Genomic DNA, 23,409 nt, shown 5'->3' with positions numbered 1-23,409 from the left:
CGTCTCAAGTCTATAAGCTCAGCCATGTATGAAATATCGAGAGAAGTCAAAAAGCGGATTTTAAAATCCGCTTTTTTTATATTTAAAATTTTTAGAACCAAAAGATTAGAAATTTAAAAAAAGAAAAGAGCTTTGCTCTTATTGAACAGAAGCTCTCTTACGCTGTAGTTTTTTCTTTAGATGAGTATGTCTTGTTTTGATTAGTTATTTTGTTGTCTGTACATCATAATTAATTAAAAATGTGAAGTAAAGCACAGTATATTTCATTTGGTTAATTTGTATCCACTGTACCTTGGCTTTTTTGAATGCAGCTATTTTACACGTCGTGCAATTGATTTACTTAAAAAGCAAATTCAAAGTAAAAAAAAGGATCTCTATTCCACACTATAGAGATCCTTTTATGCTGTAGTTTCTTTTATTGTCTGTTGTCATAATTATTTGTTTTTATTGTAAATGTGAATTGTTTATCATTTTTATGGTGTAAATAATAATTAATAAATTGGTATTTGTAAATGTTTTTTTTATAAAAAGTTAAATTATCTATATGTTTTTAACAGTATTTTTTTATATATATAAATATCAATCAAGTATAAGCAGTGTATGGCAGAAGGTTCTGGCGTAAAACGACTAAAATTGAATAAACACGGTGGACGGAGATTTTTCCTAAAAAATTTCCAACAAAAAAAGTTAAAACTGGAACTTTTTAATACCGCGATTTAATCGGCTATAGCTCATAATAAAAAAAATGGTTACGCACGGATAATAACTTTGGATATTGCAGTGATTGGTAGTGGTATGGCTGGCCTGGCCACCGCAAGAATTCTTAAAGATGCAGGTCATAACATTACCATCTTCGAAGCATTACCTGGTCGTGGTATGGATAGTCATAGCATTGAGTTTGAAGGTGGTTTAATTGATGCACCTTTGCGCGTGATGAATCAGCATTTATGGAAAAACACCCTGAGCCTTGCAACACACCTCGGCATAAAAACCTTTCCAGTGCGTACCTTTATGGCGTGTAGCTGGTTATTTGAAGATAAAACTGAAACTTGGTTAACCACATCACGTACCCGTATTGGTAATTTTCCCATTATCAATAACCGTAAAGGGCTTAAACAGTATGGTTGGCGTTTAGTGAAAGGGATGTTGCAGCTTAAAACAGCAATCTCTCAGTTTTTTAAATCTAAAAACCAAGACATTACCCTTGCTGATTTTATCAATCACCATGACATTGAAGAAGTATTTTGGCATGGTGCGGTGATGCCTGTGCTTTATACCATTTGTACTTGTGATCCTAAAACCATCGGTGAATGGCCTGCAAAACCACTCTTAATCTTTTTAAAGCAATTAACTGATGGTGATGCTTTATTGCGTTTACACGGTGGAACGCCTGCTTTTGTCGATAAATTGATTGAAGATATCGATATTCACAGTGGTTCTGAAATTACCAAAGTTGAGGAACAGGGTAACGTTGTTCTGGTTGAAAATGCACAAGGTGAGCAATTTCAATTTGACCGTGTGGTAGTAGCAACACCGACCAATAAATTAGAAAACTTTTTAAATAAACAACAATTTGCTGATGATATCGCTTTATTGCAAAAATTTAAGTTTGAACAAGGCGAGTTGGTTATGCATACCGATGCATCTGTGATGCCACCAAATCGTAAAGATTGGGCTGTATTGAGCTATATGATGGATCGCAAATTTACCAAACAACAATTCACAGTTTGGCTGAACTCGATTGAACCAAGTTTGGTGGGTAAATCTCCAGTGTTCCAAACCTGGCGTCCTGTGACCAGCATCGATCCGAAGAAAGTTATTTCCACAGTGACTTTAACCCGTGCTGTGGTGGATTCTGAAACAGTGGCTTTAAACATCGAGTTGCAAGCGCGTCATAAAGTCGCCAACCGCAAAGTATTCTATTGTGGTTCATGGTCATGTGATGGTTTGCCAATTCTTGAATCTGCAGTGACTTCTGCAATGCATATCGCAGAAATTTTTGGTGCACCATTGCCATTTGTAGGATTAAAACCTAAAGTTGAGGTGGCTCCCCAACTTGGCTATTAAAGCCCAGTGAATTCATATAAAGTTTAATGAATTCATAACTGAATAAGTGAATGATTTAAAATGAAATGGCTTCAAGCGATTCAGCAAAAACTTCCAAAACATAAATATGCAATCGATGCAAAAATGCTAGGAGATGACGCTGAATGTGCTTGGACCAACTTAGGGTATTGGGATGAGGCTACATCCTCTTACCCTCAAGCCTGTCAGCAACTTGCTGAACGTCTTGCACAAGCGGTACAGCTTAAACAACATGATCGGGTACTAGACCTAGGTTGTGGTCAAGGTGCCAGTTTAAAATACTGGTTAGAACACTACCAAATTCAAGATTTAGAAGCGGTTGAGTTACAACAACAGTGTGTCGATAAAATTCAAAAACAACTCCCGCAGATTAGGGCGATTCACTGCCAATCTTTTTTAAATTTAAATGCGCTTTTATTGACGCCACGTTTTGATGTGGTGTTGTGTATTGATGCGGCTTACCACAGCGATTTAAACTTATTTTTAAATTCAGTTGTTCCAATTTTAAATTCAAAAGGTCGTTTGGGTTTTCATACGTTGATGCTTTCAGACACAGTTTTAAATTCAAAACAAAAAATGAAATACAGATGGTTACTTAAAGCCGCTGATGTTGATTTAAAATCACTGATGACCGCGACACAAATCAATCATGCCCTGCAACAGCATGATCTTGAACAAATCGCGCTTGAAGATATATCCACAGCAGTATTGGCTGGCTTTAGTCAATATATTGCGACAAGAGCGAAAACAGAGCAAGGAGGGTTAGATCAGCTCAAAATACAAATGACCGCAAAACTTTGTCAAAGGTTATTTGAAGAGGGAATCGTTCGATATATACAGCTCAGCGCGGTCAAAACATAATTTTTATTATTTGTGATGAGATCAAGCAGATCAAAAATTATAAGAAAATGCCTAAGCCAAAAACAACAAAGCCTCACTAAAAAAGCGAGGCTAAGTAAAAATGGTGCCGGCACACGGATTCGAACTGTGGACCTACTGATTACAAGTCAGTTGCTCTACCAACTGAGCTATGCCGGCAACGTGGCGAGAATTCTACAGAATATTTATAAGATTGCAAGCCAAAAAATAAACAATTGAATAATCTTTAATATTTATAGTCTTAGCGATCGGATATTGGTTTGAAGTTGATAATGCAGTGCGGTATGAATGCTTAGATTTTTAGAGAGAAACGGATTTTACCACTTTTAATTTGTAGACAGAAAAAATAACAAAACATGGACTCGAGCTAGCTATCTCTTTGACTTATTGAAAAACAATGATCTTGGCGGAGTCTTGCTGAGCTTTCATCTAATTTCTGGATCAGCCTGCGGCTCGCCCTACTTTTGTTTCGATATGAGGAGCTAAGCTCCGCAAGGGTAACCATCTTGCGCAGCTACATCGCTGCTCACCGCAAAACTCGTCGGCCACCAGCAACTTATTCAATGAATCGTAGAAACAACACTTTATAAATGGAGTCCTGCCTCAGACAGTTGCGGATGACGTTTCCGCGTATCATATTTCATCAAGAACTTTATATTGAACTCAGGTTAACAAAGATAACTAGAGCAACGATTAGTAATCGCTTTAATCTTTCGACTAAAAAGGCTTACGGAGGGGTAAGCCTTGAGTATTTGGGGTTAAATCAATAAATCTTTATCAGTTTTGAAATATAGACTTATTTTCTCCTTAAAATATGATCCAGATCTTGTGCGCATTCTTCTAGGGTGATTGCCATATCTATTTGCATTTGGGGTTTCAATTCGTTTGCGAGTTTTCTCCATTGCTCAATCAATTGGATAGCTTTCTGAATTTTATGCTTATTTACATCTTTGGCAATAGTTGGGGTGTATCCACCACGTTTAGCATTTTTGACTTGTCTTACATAATTGGCGCTGTTATTCATTGTCACTCCCGAATAGCAGTTTTATGCTTTTAACTTGTTTGAATCGCTAATAAGTACCGCATCATGATTATCTTAAGAGAACGTTACATCTATATGATTTTTATTTTGTATTTCACCTCCTTTGAATCGTGCTAGAAGTTCTTTTCACTTGATACTAATTCAAGAAAGTTGGAATTGAAATAGTCAATTGTCTTTTTAGTTGAGTGGATATGTATCTATTTGCTTCAAAAAATAGCTCAAATATCGTATAACTAAGCTAAGTAAAAACTAGAACAATTGAGAATGAAACGATTCAGTATTTTATTATTATTTTTTTCTGTCGCACATGCTGAAGCTCCTAAAGAATGTCAGTTACTTGAACAGACCTCCGAAATGTTAATGCAGTTACGTCAAAACGGTTTATCGTTGGATGATGTTGATTTTAATCCTGAAGCATTGTCTGCAAAAGAACAGGTATTGTTAAAAGGTATGATTGACGATGCAAAGGGTGTACCGATTTATCAGATACCTTTAACCCGACAAAAAGCGATTAATGATTTTAAAATTAAGTGGCAAGAGGTGTGTCAGTCTGCGGATGTTGTGATGCCAACCGAGACGAGATAAAGGATTGTTTTAAAAAACTATAATAAGTTAATGAGTTAGGGTGTTTTGAAAAATAAACTATTATTTAAACTACTGAGCATAGTTCAGATTATAATTGATTAGTTAGCTATAAATAACTTTATAAATATTTGGTTCGATAATTAATGAATGACCTAATAACAAGATTTTTAAATAATTTTAGTCAGTGGCATGAAGTGACTCTGACAACCATTAAAGCTATTATTGCGATAGGTATAATGTGCTTAGTCGCCTATCTTCTAAGCATTGGTTATATCCCATCGGAGATTAGCTTTGGTGATACACTTGTTTTTTTACTGATCTTTGTAGCATGTTCTATTGTCTATACTGGATTAAGCATGGTGTTATTTTTCTTTGGTATATCTTTAACACCACTGGTATATCTAATTTTCACTACAGTTGATAAATATTTACCACCTCATATAAGAATTGGAAAGAAACTTCCCTTTCCAAAGATCAGCATTTTAACATTAGGAGCATCTATATACCTTCTATATAGCCTTCGAAGTTTATTGTTATTGCATTGGAAAATTAGTCTTTATATCGCTGTTACATCTGCTTTTATTGCATTGTTTTATTATGCTTTTTACATTAATCGACAGAAGATCAAAGAATTCGGCAATAAATTTGAAAACCTAAAAGATATAATTGACGATCCTGATGCTAGTGATAATCTTAAAAAATTTGCAAAAACCAAATTAAAGAGATTAGAAACACATATTAAGGGCAGTATACAAATAGCGCTTTTTCTTATTATGACCCCACTTTTACCTATGTTTTTTATCGGAGATATTGGTAAAGTGTTCTTAGAGTACACGATGCAAAAAACTGGTGTAAGTATAGAGAAAGCGACCCTATATATTAAAGCGCCTTATGCCAATTTGATTGATTTACCTAAAACGACAACTAAAGAGCTTAGTCAAAATCAAATATTTATTTTTAAAAAAGATGTAAAAGTGCTATTTCAAGGTATTGGTAAAAATACCCTAATCTCATATAAAGTTAAAAATATAGAGAAACAGATCGTAATTCCGAATGAATATATTACTGTAGAAAGGATTCAGAAAGAGGATAAATGATTTTAATAAGCTTAAACGGCTATAATTTAGGTGTTAATCAGTACGTTTAAGGTGTGGTTAAAATATTTGGGGGTAAATATGAAAATTGATGCACAAGTAAAATCGATTGAAAAATTAAAGGACTATTTCTTCCTCGTACCTGACTATCAACGTGAATACGTATGGAAAGCAGATGATCAAGTCGAGCAGTTTTTAACAGATATAGATAATGAATACGATGAAAATGCTGAACAACAAGAAAGCTATTTCATTGGTTCCATTATCATTGTTAAAAACAAAAATAAGTATGATGTAATTGATGGCCAGCAACGTCTGACCACCATTACACTCACCTTGTGTGCAATCAGAGATTTACTTTCAAATCAAGATTTGACCGAACTACAAAAGAATCATTTAAGTACGGTAAATAACTTACTGTATAGCTTTGATTTGGATACTGAAAAATACCTACTTCGTCTTGAACTTCAATACGAAGAAAGCAAGAATTTTCTAGATACGCTCATTCTGAAAGAAAAATACGAGGGTGAAAATACAGCATCCATTCAGAAAATGCGTGCTGCTTACAATCAAATTTATAATTATCTTGAAAATATTTTGCAAAAAGGCGTACCTGCCTTAACCAAATTTGCACGTTACTTCATGAGTAAAATTGATTTGGTGCTCATTGAATCTGAAGATATAGGTAGTGCACTTAAGATTTTTGAAACCATCAACCAGCGTGGTGCAAGTCTAAATGCCATGGATTTGGTCAAAAATCTGCTATTTAGACAAGCCAGTGAAAGTCAGTTTAATACCATTAAGGAGACATGGAAAAAAATTAATGAGGCTTTACTGCGCTGTGGAGAAGATGAAAATCCACTACGTTTCCTGCGTTACTTTATGATGGCACGTTATCACAACGGTATTTTGCGTGAAGATGATATCTACAATTGGATTATCACAAAATCAGGTAAGGCTATTCTGAAGTACGAGACACATCCAATTGAATTAGTCAAAGAAATTGAATTTATGGCACAACGCTATGCAGATTTAGTGAATGCGACTAAACGCTTAAGTGATGGTAGTGAATATCCACATGTGACCCATATTGGTTTTATTAACAAATATAAAGCTCGACAACATTTGGTTATGCTCTTGGCTTTATCAAAAAAAGCGGATAAAGCAGCCATTGATTATTTAGCTAAGCAAATTGAAAGCTTTTATTTTGTTACCAATACAGTGGGGATTCTAGGTAAAAGTAATGAATACTCATTCGCCAATTGGGTGGTCTCATTCCGTGGAAAAACAACGATAGATGAGATTCAACAATCTGTAGAAAAAACAATAGTACCTTATGTGCTAGAACGCTTAGATAATTTAAAATTCAAATTTTTAAATATCCGTCACGATGGTTATAACCCACAATATCGTCAGCGTTTTATTTTAGGTCAGTTAGAAAATCAGGCACGTACTCAAGCAGGTCTAACTGATTTTAATTTTAAACAAATCAGTCAATTAGAAATTGAGCACATTTTCCCTCAAACACCAAAAGACAATGTGTTATCAGAAGAGTTTTTGGATAAAACTGAATATAACAATACTATCTATAAGTTAGGCAACGTTACTTTACTTGAAAGTGTGATTAACCAAGCTATCAACAAAATGAATGACCTAACAACTAATAATTGGTTTGAGCAGAAGCAGCAAGAATATGCAAAATCTAATCTATTAACCGTGAACTTGCTGGATCACCAATTTAACATAGGCAAAAATACTGCAATTAATCGCTTTAAAGATCATAAAAATTACATTTTCGAAAAATGGTCAAAACAAGCCATCATTGACCGTCAAAAAATTATGTTAGATCTAGCCTTAGACGTATGGTGTTTCAACAATCAACGACTTGATCAATATCAATTTTTAGTAGAACACAAAGATACAGTAGATGCATAAATATTAAAGTTTAAGAAGATAAGGGTAATAAGTGAAGTCGGCAATCTGAATGGATTACACTTGCCCCTATTGCTTATCTACTTAAAAAAATGATTCAGGTTAAACATCATGAATGCGTTCACAGGTCAAACTTTTCAAATGAATCAAATTATTAACATTAAAGAGGTTATTCAATTCACAAGCATCAGTCGTGCAAAAATCTATGAAATGATCAATGCAAATTCAAAATATTATGATCCAACATTTCCTAAACCAGTTCGCTTGAGTGAATCATGTATTGGTTGGGTGGCTTTGGAAATCCATCAATGGATTGAAGATAAGATACAAATTTGATAAAGGTAGGGAGCGAAAGCTCCCTTATTTTTAGTAGATTATATACATCATCAATTACCTATCTAAATTTCGGATTAAATGTAATCCGAAATATTAATTTTTTCAGACTTTAAATACTTTTCCATTATATCGTTAGGGTCTAAATATAAGCATTCAATAGGAATAAAATTTTCCGTTAGTTTTTCTAATTTTTCTTCTTCTTTAGACTCTTCACGATAAGCCAATTTAATGCTAGATAGAAGATTGGTTATTCCAGGAAAAATGAAAATATTTTTAACTTCTTCTAGCTCAGGATAAATGAGTTTAACTGCCTTAACGTAGAAAAATTGTTTAACTAAATCAGTCCATCCTGGAGCATCGTGTGCTCCAGTAGCGGTATAATATTTACTATCTATGACCCAACAACAGTTATTATTCTTAATAAATATATCTAAGCGCATACCCTTTTGATTTGAGGTTTCACTAAACTTTGTAGGACCTGAAAATAGATATTGGGGTACTGGCAATAAAGAATTAATTTTTAGATCAACATTATGGAAAATGTTTTTAAGTAAGAATTCCCAAACGTAATGAAATTTTCGAATACCAATTACAACATCGTTCGAACCAATTTTGTGGATTTTTTCTAAATATCTAATCAATAATTGCAGCGTTCTAATTTCAAGTGACACAAAAGTTGAATGTAATCTTCGGTTTAACAAAATGATTTTTTGATATATGCCCAATTCATTAAATATAATTTTCTCTTCTAACTGATTCATTGAGACAAAGTTAAATCTTTCATCTAACCAGTGAAACTTATTAAAAATATCCAAAATAATTTCACTGTGAATGCTTGAGATTAAATCATCTTGGTAAATAGAGATTGGATATTTGTGAAGATCTAAATAGATTGGGACAGTCTCACTGGTAAAAACTGGAAATTCTCTATTCACTGTTTTAGACCAATTCGTTCGTCCCTTCTCACTATGGCTATGTGATTTAGATTTTAAGATACCTACACTAAAATATAGATCAATAATTTCAAAAATATCAGTTAAAGAAATCTCTTCAATAACTTTTCCTTGTTTATCCTCATCAAATGCTAATAAACTGGAATCAACAGAATTTTTATAAAAATGAATAACTTTTATTAAGGTTGCTATAGATTCAGTGTTTTTAGATGACGATTTTGCAGGAGAAAAGCAGTACGTACAGCCATCACAAATGATGATCCCACAAAATGAAATCTTCATTCCCTGATTAACTGAGTCAATACCGTCAAGTGACCTTAATTTATCAATCACAAAATCAGGAATTTTTTTTAAATCGACAAATTGTTTGTCTTCAAAATATTGATATTTCATTACTCTGATTCTGTCGAAACACGTTCATCAGCATCTTGCTGGGCTTTTAACATATCTATAAATTTTTCAGAGAAAATAGCTTCTCCATTGGAATAGATTTGATGTAACTGGCCGTAACTATGAATATCTCGCTTAAAAATTTCATCATTATGGCTTTTATATTTAAGAGCATCATCCCATAGATATGAGCAAATTTTACCAATTAAAGTATCCTTCACTGTATCTATTGTAAGATCACTATCTTTAATAAACCAAGGACCAATAAGTTTATCTTCTTGAACTTTTAGTTGAACTAAAACTGTATTTATTGCCTGTGCTAAAATTTTCCACTCAACCTTCGGAAGATTGGTATGATAGATAGGAATTTCTCCGCTAGCACAATTCATAAAATCTATTGGTAAATATTTAAAAATCCAACGTCGTTTGAATGCTGTATCTAAAGGAAAAACAGCCTGATCACTACTATTCATAGTTGCAATAATTGACAAATTACTAGGTATGATTAGTTGACGCTTTGATATAAATTCATTGCTTTCAAGACCAGTTACACTCATTAAAGCATCATATAAATCCTCATCTTGGATAAGGATTGGATATTCACTTTTTCCATCCTTATCTCTATCTAGTAACTGAAAAACTTCTCCAAATACGGCAGCAGTGTTTGCTCTGTTCAGTTCTTCAATAACTAGAAAGTAGTTTGTATTTGGATCAAGTAGAGCTTTTACTAAAATTTGAATAAATGGCCCTTTTCGAAAACTATAAGTAATACTTCCGCTACCGTTGTCCTTATGAGGTTTTAAGCAACCAATAAAATCAGAATACTGAGTCTCTGGATGAAAGACTGTACGAATATAATTTTCACCAACTATTTCACTAACAGATGCACTTTTTCCTGCTCCTGGTGCGCCGTAAATAATTTTGTTGTAACCCTTTCCAATTATTGTTTCTTCTTCAACTAGTTTACTAGGTTTAGTAAAGTCAACATCTAATGTAAATAAAAAATTATTTGGATTTTCTTTTTCGATGGTTAGTATTGAAATAAGCGGTAAAGAAATTCTACGTACTAAATCATTAAAAATATCTCCTGATGCTGACCTTATGTAAAAGCGCCGTTCATCATTAAAAGATGTTAAGTGAAAGGAGATTTCTTCAGGACAAGCTAAAACCTCCTGATACACAGAGTCCCAATACTCTAGAGATACTTCTTTATATTGATTAATGAATTGGTAACAGAATTCAAATTTTTCTTTTAGTAAAAATTCTAGTAAGTTTTGCTTCTTAAAATAGTAAGTATTTTGAGCCGAGAATTGGTTAAAGAAATTATTATACTCATCTATTTTATCAGTCGAGCCTATATAAAATTTAGCTTCGCCAGCACCATTAGTTTTTAATAGTTTAACTGGACGTTTAACAAAACTATCAGCCAATGGTTTAGAGATACTTAAAGAGTCGTTCATACTATCTTAGGCGTAGGGAATTTTTATTCTATCCTACACCTAACTTAAAAAAAACTAAATGAGTTCTAGTTGATTTCTTTCTACTTTTTTAGACCAATCAATCGTTAAATTAATTTGCTTAACAATGCTCATAAGAACATCTACTACAATAGAGTTACCAGCTTGTCTATAAGCTTGTGTATCTGAAACAACGATTTTAAAACTGTCACAGAACCCCATTAACCTTAAACATTCTCTAGGAGTTAATTTACGGATCCTACCTTGTGTAGTCACGTAATTATCAACGCCAGCTCTATGCATCTTTGTCATTGTTGCTAAAAGTGGTCGAGCTATTTCTAGATCAATTTGTGGTCGAGTATAGAAGCCTTTTGTCCCTGTCGCCATCACATAATTCACAAGCTTTTCTGAAAGAAAATACTTCTCTTCAATTGGTTTAGGTAGCTCTTCAAAAATGAAATCACCATGCCAATTAAATTGTTGATTAGCCTTTTGGCATAAACCGATTGAACCATTGATTTGAGTATATTGTTTATTTAGGTTCTTAGTGCTTGTAACGAAATCAATGCCTTTATCACCTAGGTAATACTTTTCAGGTGTATTTTCCAAAAGAAAATCTTGCATTTTTTTTGTCAAAACCTGAGGGGTTGGAAACTCAAACTCGGCCGCTTGGTCTAAGAATCCGATAACAAATAATCGTTCACGATTTTGAGGGATACCATAATTTTTAGAGTTTAGAACTTGGGAATACCACTTATAGCCTAAATCACTGAAAACATTTTGCATGATTGTCCAAGTATTTCCACCATCATGGCTTAATACACCTTTAACATTTTCATAGATAAAGACTTTAGGTCTAATTTCGTTAACTAAACGAGCAAATTCATAAAAAAGTGTTCCTCTAGTATCTTCAAACCCACCACGTTTACCTACCATAGAAAATGATTGGCAAGGACTTCCACCTACAAACAAATCAATATTATTTCTATATTGGTATCCATCCAAAAACCGAACATCATAATGAAAATGTTCCTGTGGGATGTTGTAATTAGATTGATAGCTTTCTTCAACAAAGTTTTTCTTTTTTTTCTTAGAATAAAGCCCATCAATATATGCTTTTTTTTCTTTAAAACTATGTAAATTTGCTAGATTTTTTTCAATTTCATCTTGTTTAATATCAATTTCGATATTTCCGTTATCACATGCAAATGCAATGTCATGAGGGATAGATAGCCGTTCTAGAGCATGTTCAATTGCTCCTATACCGCTAAACACTGTACCTAATTTCAGCATAACATCAACTTCAATTCAAATTTTAAAAATACTATATACCAGACCCAGATATATGTGTCTAGGTGTTAATTCAATTGAACGACATATTTTGTCGGTTAAATGAATGTTTACCTAAAACCTTTTAGACCTATTGAGATTAGAATTATCAAAGATGTTACGCAGCAAACCGACTTTTAGGACTAGATAGCACTATATTTTGTGTTTTATTTTTAATTGGAACACGAGATATAGTGTGCACACAAAAATCAATTATCAATATTTATTTAATAAAATAATTGAGGAATTTTGTGCTTAAGAAAAGGCATCATTTTATTTCTTAAGCTATCAATAAAATCAGCCCATTCCTGCATCATCTTTGTTAGGCACTCTAAATGCTGTGCATGGTTATATGCCTGAGACACAGTATTACCAACCCTATGCGCTAACTGAATTTCAATTGCATCGTGCATATAACCTTGCTCATGTAAGGTTATGGAAGCAAGCCCACAGAAACCATGTCCCGTCATTTTACCGTTATAACCCATTGTGCGGATAACGCAGAGTAAAGCATTACTACTCATCGGCTTTGCTGTGATTATAGAAAACGTATTGCTTGTTGCCAGTAAGTGGACGTAAGCCTTCAATTAGTTCAATTGCCTGCTTGGATAATGGAATGATGTGAGGCTGTGCCATTTTCATTTTTTCAGCAGGTATACGCCATAAATGAATTATGCCCCCAACCATATCGAGATTCTGATTATTAGAAAGACAACAAAAAAAGGCCTAAACCCTTAAGATCTAAGCCTTTCTCTACTGCATCGGCATGCAGTTTTTCAATTCTGGCGGTGAAAGAGGGATTCGAACCCTCGATACGCTATAAACGTATACACACTTTCCAGGCGTGCTCCTTAAGCCACTCGGACACTTCACCAAGGCGTGGGATAATAACCAAAAAAAAGATTTCTGCCAAGCAACAATTGATTTAGAGCAAAAAAAATTTCACAGTGATATGATTGCGCAAAAATAGTGTCTAAATTTTTGAAGACGAATCTATGCAAAGTACTGCAAAAAAAGCCGCGTTACCTGCGATCACACTCGCAGCATTAGGGGTGGTATTTGGAGACATCGGAACCAGTCCCTTGTACGCCCTACGCCAATGTTTTCTGACTGCACACATTGCCATCACCGAAGCGACCGTGCTTGGGATCTTGTCACTGATTTTCTGGTGCATGATGCTCACCATCAGCTTTAAATACGTCACCATTATCATGCGAGCAGATAACAATGGTGAGGGTGGTATCATGTCCTTGCTGGCGCTGAACTTACGATCTAATCGTATCGCAGATAATCGCAAAATCTACTTAATTGCCTTGGGATTTATTGGCGCATCGCTGTTTTTCGGTGATGGCATTATTACCCCGGCAATTTCAGTACTTTCAGCCATTGAAGGGCTGAGTATTGCAACACCTATGTTTAATAAATGGCTGATGCCTTTAGCAATCGGCATTCTTACCGCACTGTTTCTGGTGCAAAGACATGGTACGGGAACCATGGGGAAGTTTTTTGGTCCAATCACCTTAACTTGGTTTGCCTCTATCGGTCTAATCGGTATTCATAGTATTAGCCAAACTCCTTATGTTTTAAGCATGCTCAGTCCACATTGGGCACTGAACTTTATTTTTCACCAACCCTTTGTGGCTTTTTTAACCATGGGTGCGGTGATTTTGACGGTGACGGGTGGTGAAGCACTCTATGCAGATATGGGGCATTTTGGACGACTGCCGATTCGTTTAGGCTGGTTTATCATTGTGCTGCCTTGTCTGCTATTAAATTATGCAGGGCAAGGTGCGTTATTACTGCGTAATCCAAGTGCGATTGAAAACCCATTCTATTTGCTTGTACCTGAGTGGGGCTTATACCCCATGATTGCCTTAGCTACAGCGGCAGCGGTGATTGCCTCACAAGCGGTGATTACTGGTGTGTTTTCAATGGCAAACCAAGCCATTCAGCTACGCTATTTGCCAAGATTAACTGTGCATCACACTTCTGATGTGGAACAAGGTCAGATTTATTTGCCCTTTATTAACTGGATACTCTATGTCTCGATTCTTTTATTGATTGTGATTTTCCAAAACAGTGCCAATCTTGCCAATGCTTATGGTGTAGCGGTTACCATGACCATGCTATGTGATACGATTTTGATTTCAATCTTGGCCTATGGCTTTTGGCGTTGGCCAAAGTGGAAAGTGGCATTATTCGCGATCCCATTCTTAGTGATTGATAGTATTTTTATTGGGTCAACTTCATTAAAAATCATTTCAGGTGGATGGGTTCCGATCCTGATCGGTGCAATCGTATTTACTATTCTGATGACGTGGAAAACCGGGCGAGAAATTGTCTTTAACCGTTTGGAAAAAGATGCCTTGCCGTTGGATCTCTTTATTAAAAGTGTCAGTTTGAGTGATGAAACTCAGTTTGTACCCGGTCAAGCGGTATTCTTAACCGGTAACCCAAATATTGTCCCACATGCGATGTTGCACAATATCAAGCACAATAAAGTCCTGCATGAACGCAATATTATGGTGACAGTGATTACCCGTGATGTTCCGTATGTGCCAGACCAAGAAAGAATCCGTGTTGAAGTCTTAGATAAGCGCTTCCAACGGGTTTTTGTTTATTATGGCTTTAAGGATCAACCTGATATTCCAAACGCGCTAGAGTTGGCTTATAAGCAGCTTGAAGTTGAATTTGACATGATGCATATCAGCTTCTTCATCTCACGTGATCGTTTGATTCATACCGTGGGTGATGGAATGGCGCCATGGCGTGAAAAACTGTTTATTTCAATGCAACGTAATACCAGTCCGGTGAGTGATTTCTATCAAATCCCGCCAAACCGTGTGGTGGAAATGGGCAGCCAGATCGAAATCTAAATTCATATCAATCAAAAGCCAGAAGTCATTCTGGCTTTTTTTTGCCCATGGTTTTATGGGCTGGTGTATTACATTGATTCACTTTATTTTTTAGCAACGACTTCTTCTCTAACCCAGCAAGTAAGACGTTTATCATTTGTGTTATTAAGTCTGCAAAAGTAGATGGGCTGATATTGCACTGACACAGTATCAAACCCTTTAGAATGCTCAGTTTGAATGCTTTTATCATTCAATTCTCCCCAGCAAATCATGAGACATCCGCATAAAACGATCCTATACGACAAATTGTGTCGCAAGGCTGTCGAACAACACTGCACAACATGACATAATCATGATCACAAGTGCGATAAAGCATCTGTAAGATATTTGATTTTCTAGCATTTTTTATGAAATAAACAATAAATTGTTACATGGAATGTTGTTTAGTTAAGCATAAATCGTAGAAGCTTTACTCGGTTGAAGGTCGACACAATATCTTTCAGTTTATTGACTTGTTAAGCTATTTAAATTCAAAAACTTAATTTGTATCAGTTTTGAGTGGATTGTTTATTTAACCTTGTTTAGGAAGCCTTTGTTGAAAAATTCAGTAGTTAAAATGGTTTTGGGTGTTGTTGCTACTGGAAGTTTTGCGATTGCGTTTGGCCAAGAGAAAATTTTTCAGTTACTGCCGTTTACCCAAAGTAGTACCAATAACTCTGTGTGTTTAAATCAGTTCTATCGAGAGCAACCACCTGTTCTAATCAAAGAAAGTTTAAAGAAAAACAGTTATCCCTTATGTTTTAATGGGTTTAATGTGATGTATTCGGGGATTTCAAAAACGCCGTTATGGACAGCAGAATATTTATCTCCACAGCGCTTAAGTCAAAAGATTAAACGTGAAGATAATTTCCACGAAGAGCCACGTGTAAACGTTACACATCGTGCATTATTATCGGATTATCGTGGTTCAGGCTATGACCGTGGTCATATGTCACCCAATGCCGATATGCCCAATAAAGAATCACAGTTCGACAGCTTTTCTTTAGCCAATATGGTCCCGCAAGCTGCTAAAAATAACCAACAAGTTTGGCGTGAGTTAGAAGAAGCAACTCGTGCAATTGTGACCAAGCAAAAGAAAGATGTGTATGTGGTTACTGGCCCAGTCTTTTCAGGAAAAAAACTAAAAACCATTGGAAAGGGGGTGATTGTTCCAACCGCAATCTACAAAGCGATTTACTTGCCTAAACATGGGATCATTGGTGCGTACTATGCGCCAAATAATGATTCACTTCAGGTTAAAGTGGTCAGCGTATGCTATTTAGAAGAGCAGTTGGGAATGAATTTATTTCCACAACTGACCGAAGAACAAAAGCGCAATACGTATAAATTGCCTTTGAACGCAAAGCAGGTCAAGGTCAATAAAGAAATTGAATATTCACATTGGGATGCGGAAAGCCAATGTGCAGAAGAGGTCAGTCAGGATAAAATCACTGCACTGCAAAAGCACTTCCAACCCAAAAGTGGTTCAACAGCTACATCGGATATGCAATTGCCGAAAGTAGACCCTGAAACCAAAGATGCCTTGGTGAAACAATTGGTTGAAGCGTTGTTGCAATATATTTTACAAATTTTGAAATAATTCAGCGCAGATGGTGCAGTATCTTTTGAGAATCTATTTATACTGTGAATAAGATCGAAAAAAATTGAGAAAATTAAAAATGTTTAAACCGTTTGAGAATGGCACCGAATCACATTCAATTCATGATTTAACCTTAGAAAATCAAACTGACTGTGTCAGTATTTATGGCAACTTACAGATCACCAAAGATCAAGCAGGCTTAAAAGCGGCTAAGCTTTTACAAAGCTATCTCAATGATGTGGTGGCAAGTTTAGAGAAGCAAAGTGATCTACCAGAACAGCTCGCGCGTCAAAGTGAAGGCGAAATAGAAAATCCATTTCTTTAAAGACTATCCTTATTTTTAAATGATTTTCTAATCAATTGCTTTCTAAGTCATTCGCTTATAAGTAAAAAAACCTGCCGAAGCAGGATTTTTTACATTGAAAATCTATTTAGGATTGAGGCTCATTACCCACAACCTTATAAATCAGTGCCCCAATGATTGCACCGACAATTGGTGCTACCCAGAATAACCATAATTGACTCAGTGCTGCTGTTTCAGCAAATAAAGCTACAGCGGTACTACGGGCTGGATTAACTGAAGTATTGGTGACAGGGATACTAATTAAGTGAATCAAAGTAAGTGCTAAACCGATGGCAATCGGAGCAAAGCCAGCAGGTGCACGTTTGTCTGTTGAACCGAGAATAACAATTAAGAAAAAGGCGGTTAATACGATTTCAATCAATAAAGCAGAGACTAAAGAATATTTTCCAGGGGATAAATCACCAAAACCATTGCTGGCGAATCCGCCAGTTCCCGTGAATCCCGCCTGACCTTGTACGATTAAATACAAAACAAATGCGGCCAAAATACCACCGATGACTTGAGCAATAATATAAGGCGCTAAGTCTTTGGCATTAAAACGACCACCTACCCATAAGCCCACACTGACCGCAGGGTTAAAATGCCCGCCTGAGATATGCCCTAAAGCAAAAGCGCCTGTGAGTACGGTTAAACCGAATGCCAGTGCGACACCAGCAAAACCGATGCCCAGTTCTGGAAAAGCAGCGGCAAATATTGCGCTACCACATCCTCCAAACACCAGCCAAAAGGTTCCGATAAATTCTGCGAGATATTTATTCATATTGATTCCTAAATTATTTTTTTGAACGGAATGGGTTATGTGGCTATTTTTAAATAGTTGATAACCTTGGAGTGGGTACAACTTTTATTTTCTCTATAAAGATAATAGTCTAAAAATATGAAAATAAAATCACAAATAAAAAATATTCATATCAATATCGGTGAATGTTCTGATTTTTATTTTAAAAAATTATATTTTACAGAATCTTAACTTTAAGAGGCTAATCGTGGGAATGGAGGAATATGCTGTTTTTAGCTATAAATTTAATACACAATTACTTAAATTCTCGGTGCTGAATCCGCCATTGTTGTGGTGTTAAGCCTGTCCATTGTTTAAAAGCACGTTGGAAAGCACTTTGTTCTGAGTAACTGAGAAGCAGGGCAATTTCATGCAGACCTAAATGTGGATCTTGTAGATATTGAAAAGCCAATAATTGGCGGACATCCTGAACACGTTGTTGATAGGTGGTGTTCTGACTTTGTAGATGACGTTGTAACTGGCGTATCGACATATTCAACTGTTTGGCAATCGCTTCGATTTGATAATTGTTTTTTTGTAATCCCAATAAAATACTTTGTTGTAAGCGTTCATCTAACTGGGTGGCATTGGGTAAGCTTTCAAGTAAGGCCTGCGCTTGTTGCATCAGTAGTTTTTGTAGGGTTTGATCACTGCGTTTAAAGGAAATCGCAAGTGCGCTGATGGGGAAGATCAGCTCGACTTTTTCTTGTTGAAAGAGCACAGGACACTTAAAGAATGCTTGATACAGCATGCTGTTTTTAGGTTGAGGATGAATAAAATTAACCTGATACACGCTTATATCATCGGATATAAATTGTCTTAAAAACTGAATCAATACAGCCATCGCAATTTCATCAGTAATTTGAGTGGTTAAATGCGTAGGTAGATTTTCCCAGCGGACTGAGATGTGCTGTTCATCATAATATTCAACCTTGAGTGGGCTTCCATCATAAATCAATCGATGAAAATCATGGTAGCGAGTGAGCGCCTCGCCAAGGGTGTCACAAGATTGTGCAATATAGGCAATGATACCAATATGTTTGGGTTGTACATACTTAGAGATGTCTAGACCCAACGCTGGGCTTTGTACTTGCGCTTGTATGTCATCCAAAATCTCACGCCAAACGGTATATTCAAAGCGTTCAACATTTTGAACCTGTTGTAATTTGGATGAAATCTTTAGACCTTTAGCTTCACTAAAAGTATAGAGTAATTGTCCAAGCCCCCCATATACGGAGCCAGCATAGTCCTTTAATTGCATCATTTACACATCTTGTTATTGTGTGATCTACGTCAGCTGTAGTTTAAGCATCATACTATTTTAATCGAGTTTAAATAAGACAAACAAGCGCCGCTGAGTGGATTCAAGTGGATTGGTCGATACTATTTTAATTTGTCGTAATTTGTCAATGAAAACACTTTTTGATGTCAATACCTATTTCCCAGCATGTTTTATATTCACAATAAGCAAGAGGGATTAAATATGTTAAAAGGTTTTTTAGTTGGATTGGTCGTCGCAAATGGTTTTGAATGGGTTGCGCATAACTATATTTTACATGGTCAACATCGCCCAGGAAAACCACGTTTTAGTCCAGTGCCACGCAGTATGAAATCACATTGGGAACACCATCGTGAAGTTCGTAAACAGGATTTTCATGATGATGGCTATGTAGAAGGGATTTCAAATTGGCGAACCAAGAATGAAATCGTTTCTTTGGCGGTCGTCGCTGGTGCGGCAAGTTTGATTTTCTACCCAATTTCGAAAGGAATGGTTGCGGCATCTATTTATAGTGCATGTAATTATTATTATATCCATCGCCGTGCACATTTAGAGCCTGAGTGGGCGATGAAGAAAATTCCTTGGCATTATGATCACCACATGAACTCGAATCAAGATGCGAACTGGTGTGTCACCAAGCCTTGGTTTGATTACCTGATGGGGACACGGGTGATTTCTTCTGCGGATTTGCAAGAACAGAATCCTTTAGGTGTGAAATTGCCTCAGCCAATCGCAAACTGGTTATCATCCAGCATAGAAAAATATTTTCCAGCCAAATGGGTAGAGAAAAAACCACTATTGGTTGAAGAAAATACAGATAAGCTGAACGATTCTGTAGCTTAGTTTGGATGTTGTTTGGTGAGCGACATTGTGTTTTCTGATCAGTTTGAAAATTGAGTTAAACGAACGGGATGTGTGCTGTAAAAATTATAATTTGTCGTGATTGGTCAGTATTTTCGGTATCTTTGGTCAATATTACGCAATAACATCTCTGTATATTGATTGCACAGCATGTACCCACTGAAGTATTTAAAGTTTATAGGAGTCTCCAAGACTCCTTTTTTTATGCATGGAGATATACCAACAATACATAACCTGAGTTCGATATAAAACTCTTGATGAAATATGATACTCGGAAACGTCATTCGCAACTGTCTGAGGCAGGACTTCATTGATAAAGAGTTGTTTCTGCGATTCATTGAATGAGTTGCTGGTGGTCGACGAGTTTTGCGGTGAGCAGCGATGTAGCTGCGCAAGATGGTTACCCTTGCGGAGCTTAACTCCTCATATCGAAACAAAAGTAGGGCGAGCCGCAGGCTGATCCAGAAATTGGATGAAAGCTCAGCAAGACTCCGCCAAGATTATTTTTTTCAATAAGTTAAAGGTGTAATAAGGTCGAGCCCACGTTACATACGATTAAATTTATAAGCTCATGTGATCGCGTCATCTTGTACGATGAAGCAATAAAAAAATCCCCTGACGGGGATTTTTTAGATGGGCATAAGAAGCACATCACTTTAGGATTTTTGCCTTGTGAGGCTTTGGTTATTACTCAGGCTTTAAGCCTTCCGCCATTTCCAGTGATTGATCATTATCCAAAAATTTTTCACGCTGTTCTTCTAAAAACTTTTTTGCATCTGGTTCAAACACGTTTAAACGTTTTTCATTGATTAACGTGGTTTGGTGTTTTAACCATTCTTGCCAAGCTTGTTTAGAAACTGTGTCAAATAACGCTTGACCCTTTGGACCTGGAAAGGGTGCAAAGTCTAAACCTTCTAACTCTTTTTGATATTTACGGCAAAATACTTGTCGAGTCATATCAAAACTCCTTATGCATAAAGTTTTTCTAAACGGATATAAGCGCGTTCAATTGCAGTAGCAACCTGTGCTGGCGCAGTACCACCAATATGATTACGCGCATTGACAGATGCTTCAAGGGTTAATGCTTTTTCAAACACATCTGTTTGAATTAAATCTGAGAATTGTTGTAATTGCTCAAGGCTTAACTCAGAAAGATCTTTCGATTCTTGCACACCTAACGCCACGGCTTTACCTACGATTTCATGTGCATCACGGAAAGCAACGCCATTTTTTACAAGGTAATCAGCCAAGTCTGTTGCAGTAGAGAAACCACGTAAAGCCGCTTCACGCATGATTTCAATATTCGGTACAAGTGCAGGAATCATATCTGCAAAAGCCATCAATGAACCGCGCACTGTATCAATGGCATCAAACAAAGGCTCTTTGTCTTCTTGGTTATCTTTGTTATAGGCCAAAGGTTGACCTTTCATGAGGGTGAGCAGACTCATTAAGTCGCCATAGACACGGCCAGTTTTACCACGAATCAGTTCAGGAACATCTGGGTTTTTCTTTTGTGGCATGATAGATGAGCCAGTACAGAAACGGTCAGGAATATTCACAAACTTAAATTGTGCAGAAGTCCAAAGAATCATTTCTTCTGACATACGTGATAAATGCATCATGATTAAAGATGCAGCAGCATTGAATTCAATCGCAAAGTCACGATCAGATACAGCATCTAAAGAATTTTCAGCAACGGCTTCAAAGTTTAACAATTCCGCAGTATAAGCACGATCAATAGGATACGTTGTTCCAGCAAGCGCAGCTGAACCTAAAGGCATACGGTTGACACGTTTACGGCAGTCAATTAAACGCTCAGAGTCACGCACCAACATTTCAAACCACGCCATCAAATGATGACCAAAAGTCACAGGTTGTGCAGTCTGTAAATGGGTAAAGCCCGGCATGATGGTGTCAGTATTCTTCGCTGCTAAGCCCAAGATGCCTTTTTGTAATTTTTCCAGTAAAGTTAAAATCGCATCAATTTCGTCACGAACATATAAACGGATGTCTGTAGCAACTTGGTCATTACGGCTACGACCAGTATGCAATTTTTTACCTGCAATCCCGATACGTTGAGTTAAACGAGATTCGATATTCATGTGCACATCTTCTAAATCAATGCGCCATTCAAATTGACCTGCTTCAATTTCAGTTTTAATTGTGTTTAAACCATTGATAATGTCATCACGTTCTTGTTCTGTAAGGACACCAACTTTTGCTAACATAGTCGCATGTGCGATAGATCCAGCAATATCTTGTTTATAAAAACGTTGGTCAAATTGAACCGATGCAGTAAATTCAGCAACAAAAGCATCAGTAGCTTCAGAGAAACGACCGCCCCACATGCCTGAAGTTTGGGCTTGTGACGGATTAGAGGAATTAGAAGATGTGGTCATATCGGCTCAGTAGGAAAAAAAGCAGTAGAACTAAACGCAGTATAACAAATTCAGCCTCACTTGCCGAAGTAAAGCGCAATCATTCGTCAATAAAATCTGGGCGCGGTTTTTATCAGTCTTATTTTTTTAGCAAAATGGGCCATCGTAAGTATTTATTCGAATTGTTTATCTCTAGTAATGTGTTGGCTTTTTTATTAGCACTGGCAGAAGCACAATCATGGGACAATTTAAACCTTTGGCATGTTTTAGAATATATTTTATATATTAATTGGGTATTATTGGCTTTTGCGGCTTTTCAGGATGTATTTGAAAAAAGGCTATCGCAGTATACCTATTTATCTATTTCAATATTCAGTTTTATACTTTTACAGGTGATCGTGCTGTGTACAACGCTGGTTTTAAATATTATTCATTATTGGGGAACGCATTTTTCTTTACAAAATATTTCCATAACTGACATTTCACATAATCTTATTTTGCATGTCAGTTATGGGGTATTGCTGGGCGCATTTTGTTTACGTTACCTGTATATACGCGAACAAGCTGTATTACAGCAAAATAGTGAACTCAATGCGCGTATTCAGGCTATGCAAGCCCGAATTCACCCCCATTTTTTATTCAATAGTTTAAATAGTGTGGTGAGTTTAATTGCAATTGATCCTGATAAAGCTGAACAAATGCTGATTGATTTATCTAAATTGTTTAGAGCAAGTTTTCAAGAGTTAAAGTTAGTCAGCCTAAAAGAAGAAATACAATTATCTCAACAATACATTGCAATAGAGCAGATTCGTTTAGGTGATCGTTTAAATGTGGAATGGAATATCCAACAACCTTTGTTATTAGATCAGGTCAAAATTCCCTTATTAACCTTACAGCCTTTAATTGAAAATAGTATTTTTCACGGGGTAGAGAAAAAGATTATCGATGCCAAGATCGGGATACTGGTTGAAATATTGCAAAATCAAGTCAACATAGTCATTACCAACCCATTTTTACAAGATAGAATAAAAGTGCGGGAAGGGCATGGAATTGCTTTAGAAAATGTAAAACAGCGTTTAAAAGCACATTTTGGCGATTCTGTTTATTTTCGAAATTATGCAGGGAATGGATTATTTACAATGGTAATTCAATATCAGTATAAAAATAGATGAT

19 protein-coding genes, 2 tRNA genes and 1 pseudogene are annotated in these 23,409 nt (G+C 36.0%); 11 read left to right on the top strand and 11 right to left on the bottom strand.

Annotated features, from left to right (window positions below; genetic code table 11):
• Positions 1-768: 768 nt before the first annotated feature.
• Entirely contained in the window at positions 769-2,067 is a 1,299-nt protein-coding gene (locus tag WFN33_RS07885; protein WP_336952407.1) for an FAD-dependent oxidoreductase, read from the top strand.
• A 60-nt stretch (positions 2,068-2,127) separates the two neighbouring features.
• Positions 2,128-2,946, top strand: coding sequence for an SAM-dependent methyltransferase (locus WFN33_RS07880; RefSeq protein ID WP_336952406.1), 819 nt, complete (start codon positions 2,128-2,130; stop codon positions 2,944-2,946).
• Between the two features lie 101 nt (positions 2,947-3,047).
• Here WFN33_RS07880 and WFN33_RS07875 read toward each other — a convergent pair.
• Together WFN33_RS07875 and WFN33_RS07870 are read right to left on the bottom strand one after the other, a co-directional pair.
• A tRNA-Thr gene (locus tag WFN33_RS07875) sits at positions 3,048-3,123 on the bottom strand.
• Between the two features lie 637 nt (positions 3,124-3,760).
• Positions 3,761-3,988, bottom strand: coding sequence for a hypothetical protein (locus WFN33_RS07870; RefSeq protein ID WP_004718547.1), 228 nt, complete (start codon positions 3,986-3,988; stop codon positions 3,761-3,763).
• Between the two features lie 282 nt (positions 3,989-4,270).
• On the opposite strand from WFN33_RS07870, the gene WFN33_RS07865 reads away from it, so the two are divergent.
• The 4 genes from WFN33_RS07865 to WFN33_RS07850 all read left to right on the top strand — a co-directional run bounded on the left by WFN33_RS07865 (position 4,271) and on the right by WFN33_RS07850 (position 7,953).
• A complete protein-coding gene (locus WFN33_RS07865; protein ID WP_336952404.1) occupies positions 4,271-4,591 on the top strand; it encodes a hypothetical protein in 321 nt (106 codons plus the stop codon).
• A gap of 143 nt (positions 4,592-4,734) precedes the next feature.
• Entirely contained in the window at positions 4,735-5,688 is a 954-nt protein-coding gene (locus tag WFN33_RS07860) for a hypothetical protein (protein WP_336952402.1), read from the top strand.
• A 78-nt stretch (positions 5,689-5,766) separates the two neighbouring features.
• A complete protein-coding gene (locus WFN33_RS07855; protein ID WP_336952400.1) occupies positions 5,767-7,620 on the top strand; it encodes a DUF262 domain-containing protein in 1,854 nt (617 codons plus the stop codon).
• 108 nt (positions 7,621-7,728) lie between these two features.
• Complete coding sequence (locus tag WFN33_RS07850) at positions 7,729-7,953, top strand: helix-turn-helix transcriptional regulator (protein ID WP_336952399.1); 225 nt, start codon at positions 7,729-7,731, stop codon at positions 7,951-7,953.
• A gap of 74 nt (positions 7,954-8,027) precedes the next feature.
• Here the strand turns inward: WFN33_RS07850 and WFN33_RS07845 are convergent, their stop codons facing one another.
• From WFN33_RS07845 to WFN33_RS07825, 5 genes and pseudogenes are all read right to left on the bottom strand, one after another.
• A complete protein-coding gene (locus WFN33_RS07845; protein ID WP_336952398.1) occupies positions 8,028-9,299 on the bottom strand; it encodes an LlaJI family restriction endonuclease in 1,272 nt (423 codons plus the stop codon).
• Positions 9,299-10,756, bottom strand: a complete 1,458-nt coding sequence (locus WFN33_RS07840; protein WP_336952397.1) for an McrB family protein — start codon at positions 10,754-10,756, stop codon at positions 9,299-9,301. The genes WFN33_RS07845 and WFN33_RS07840 overlap by 1 nt, the downstream gene beginning before the upstream one ends.
• A 54-nt stretch (positions 10,757-10,810) precedes the next feature.
• Complete coding sequence (locus tag WFN33_RS07835) at positions 10,811-12,046, bottom strand: DNA cytosine methyltransferase (RefSeq protein WP_336952396.1); 1,236 nt, start codon at positions 12,044-12,046, stop codon at positions 10,811-10,813.
• 263 nt (positions 12,047-12,309) lie between these two features.
• Positions 12,310-12,751 (bottom strand): annotated as a pseudogene (locus WFN33_RS07830) (tyrosine-type recombinase/integrase); the annotation flags it as partial.
• Between the two features lie 114 nt (positions 12,752-12,865).
• Positions 12,866-12,956 (bottom strand) — tRNA-Ser (locus tag WFN33_RS07825).
• Between the two features lie 121 nt (positions 12,957-13,077).
• Here WFN33_RS07825 and WFN33_RS07820 point away from each other — a divergent pair.
• The 3 genes from WFN33_RS07820 to WFN33_RS07810 all read left to right on the top strand — a co-directional run bounded on the left by WFN33_RS07820 (position 13,078) and on the right by WFN33_RS07810 (position 16,901).
• Positions 13,078-14,958, top strand: coding sequence for a potassium transporter Kup (locus WFN33_RS07820; RefSeq protein WP_004718533.1), 1,881 nt, complete (start codon positions 13,078-13,080; stop codon positions 14,956-14,958).
• Positions 14,959-15,553: 595 nt separating this feature from the next.
• Entirely contained in the window at positions 15,554-16,576 is a 1,023-nt protein-coding gene (locus WFN33_RS07815) for a DNA/RNA non-specific endonuclease (protein WP_336952592.1), read from the top strand.
• A 79-nt stretch (positions 16,577-16,655) separates the two neighbouring features.
• The gene (locus WFN33_RS07810; RefSeq protein WP_151802451.1) at positions 16,656-16,901 is read left to right on the top strand and encodes a hypothetical protein; all 246 of its coding nucleotides are present in this window, start codon (positions 16,656-16,658) and stop codon (positions 16,899-16,901) included.
• A gap of 106 nt (positions 16,902-17,007) precedes the next feature.
• Here WFN33_RS07810 and aqpZ read toward each other — a convergent pair whose 3' ends face one another.
• Together aqpZ and WFN33_RS07800 are read right to left on the bottom strand one after the other, a co-directional pair.
• Positions 17,008-17,700 (bottom strand): aquaporin Z, encoded by a 693-nt coding sequence (gene aqpZ, locus WFN33_RS07805; RefSeq protein ID WP_004718527.1) that lies wholly within the window; start codon positions 17,698-17,700, stop codon positions 17,008-17,010.
• A 274-nt stretch (positions 17,701-17,974) separates the two neighbouring features.
• Positions 17,975-18,982: an AraC family transcriptional regulator gene (locus WFN33_RS07800; protein ID WP_336952395.1), complete on the bottom strand. Its 1,008-nt coding sequence runs from the start codon at positions 18,980-18,982 to the stop codon at positions 17,975-17,977.
• A gap of 219 nt (positions 18,983-19,201) precedes the next feature.
• Between WFN33_RS07800 and WFN33_RS07795 the strand changes: the two genes are divergently transcribed.
• A complete protein-coding gene (locus tag WFN33_RS07795; protein ID WP_336952394.1) occupies positions 19,202-19,840 on the top strand; it encodes a sterol desaturase family protein in 639 nt (212 codons plus the stop codon).
• Between the two features lie 705 nt (positions 19,841-20,545).
• Here WFN33_RS07795 and WFN33_RS07790 read toward each other — a convergent pair.
• Together WFN33_RS07790 and argH are read right to left on the bottom strand one after the other, a co-directional pair.
• Positions 20,546-20,815 carry an oxidative damage protection protein gene (locus tag WFN33_RS07790; RefSeq protein ID WP_336952393.1) on the bottom strand — a complete coding sequence of 90 codons (270 nt, stop codon included), beginning with the start codon at positions 20,813-20,815 and terminating at the stop codon, positions 20,546-20,548.
• Positions 20,816-20,826: 11 nt separating this feature from the next.
• Positions 20,827-22,257, bottom strand: coding sequence for an argininosuccinate lyase (argH, locus tag WFN33_RS07785; RefSeq protein WP_336952392.1), 1,431 nt, complete (start codon positions 22,255-22,257; stop codon positions 20,827-20,829).
• On the opposite strand from argH, the gene WFN33_RS07780 reads away from it, so the two are divergent.
• On the top strand, positions 22,248-23,408 hold the full coding sequence (locus tag WFN33_RS07780; protein WP_442892780.1) for a sensor histidine kinase: 1,161 nt from the start codon (positions 22,248-22,250) through the stop codon (positions 23,406-23,408). The two genes, argH and WFN33_RS07780, sit on opposite strands and share 10 nt — an antisense overlap.
• Position 23,409: the final 1 nt, after the last annotated feature.

The organism is Acinetobacter sp. AS167 (genome assembly GCF_037152175.1).
Classification (GTDB): Bacteria; Pseudomonadota; Gammaproteobacteria; order Pseudomonadales; family Moraxellaceae; genus Acinetobacter.
Note: the sequence above shows the minus strand (reverse complement) of the source record. Positions and strands in the feature narration are given on the sequence as shown.

Coding starts and splice junctions, on each gene's coding strand:
- WFN33_RS07880 (WP_336952406.1), top strand. CDS start 2,128: ATGAAATGGCTTCAAGCGATTCAGCAAAAACTTCCAAAACATAAATAT.
- WFN33_RS07870 (WP_004718547.1), bottom strand. CDS start 3,988: ATGAATAACAGCGCCAATTATGTAAGACAAGTCAAAAATGCTAAACGT.
- WFN33_RS07865 (WP_336952404.1), top strand. CDS start 4,271: ATGAAACGATTCAGTATTTTATTATTATTTTTTTCTGTCGCACATGCT.
- WFN33_RS07860 (WP_336952402.1), top strand. CDS start 4,735: ATGAATGACCTAATAACAAGATTTTTAAATAATTTTAGTCAGTGGCAT.
- WFN33_RS07855 (WP_336952400.1), top strand. CDS start 5,767: ATGAAAATTGATGCACAAGTAAAATCGATTGAAAAATTAAAGGACTAT.
- WFN33_RS07850 (WP_336952399.1), top strand. CDS start 7,729: ATGAATGCGTTCACAGGTCAAACTTTTCAAATGAATCAAATTATTAAC.
- WFN33_RS07845 (WP_336952398.1), bottom strand. CDS start 9,299: ATGAAATATCAATATTTTGAAGACAAACAATTTGTCGATTTAAAAAAA.
- WFN33_RS07840 (WP_336952397.1), bottom strand. CDS start 10,756: ATGAACGACTCTTTAAGTATCTCTAAACCATTGGCTGATAGTTTTGTT.
- WFN33_RS07835 (WP_336952396.1), bottom strand. CDS start 12,046: ATGCTGAAATTAGGTACAGTGTTTAGCGGTATAGGAGCAATTGAACAT.
- WFN33_RS07820 (WP_004718533.1), top strand. CDS start 13,078: ATGCAAAGTACTGCAAAAAAAGCCGCGTTACCTGCGATCACACTCGCA.
- WFN33_RS07815 (WP_336952592.1), top strand. CDS start 15,554: ATGGTTTTGGGTGTTGTTGCTACTGGAAGTTTTGCGATTGCGTTTGGC.
- WFN33_RS07810 (WP_151802451.1), top strand. CDS start 16,656: ATGTTTAAACCGTTTGAGAATGGCACCGAATCACATTCAATTCATGAT.
- aqpZ (WP_004718527.1), bottom strand. CDS start 17,700: ATGAATAAATATCTCGCAGAATTTATCGGAACCTTTTGGCTGGTGTTT.
- WFN33_RS07800 (WP_336952395.1), bottom strand. CDS start 18,982: ATGATGCAATTAAAGGACTATGCTGGCTCCGTATATGGGGGGCTTGGA.
- WFN33_RS07795 (WP_336952394.1), top strand. CDS start 19,202: ATGTTAAAAGGTTTTTTAGTTGGATTGGTCGTCGCAAATGGTTTTGAA.
- WFN33_RS07790 (WP_336952393.1), bottom strand. CDS start 20,815: ATGACTCGACAAGTATTTTGCCGTAAATATCAAAAAGAGTTAGAAGGT.
- WFN33_RS07780 (WP_442892780.1), top strand. CDS start 22,248: ATGTGGTCATATCGGCTCAGTAGGAAAAAAAGCAGTAGAACTAAACGC.
- argH (WP_336952392.1), bottom strand. CDS start 22,257: ATGACCACATCTTCTAATTCCTCTAATCCGTCACAAGCCCAAACTTCA.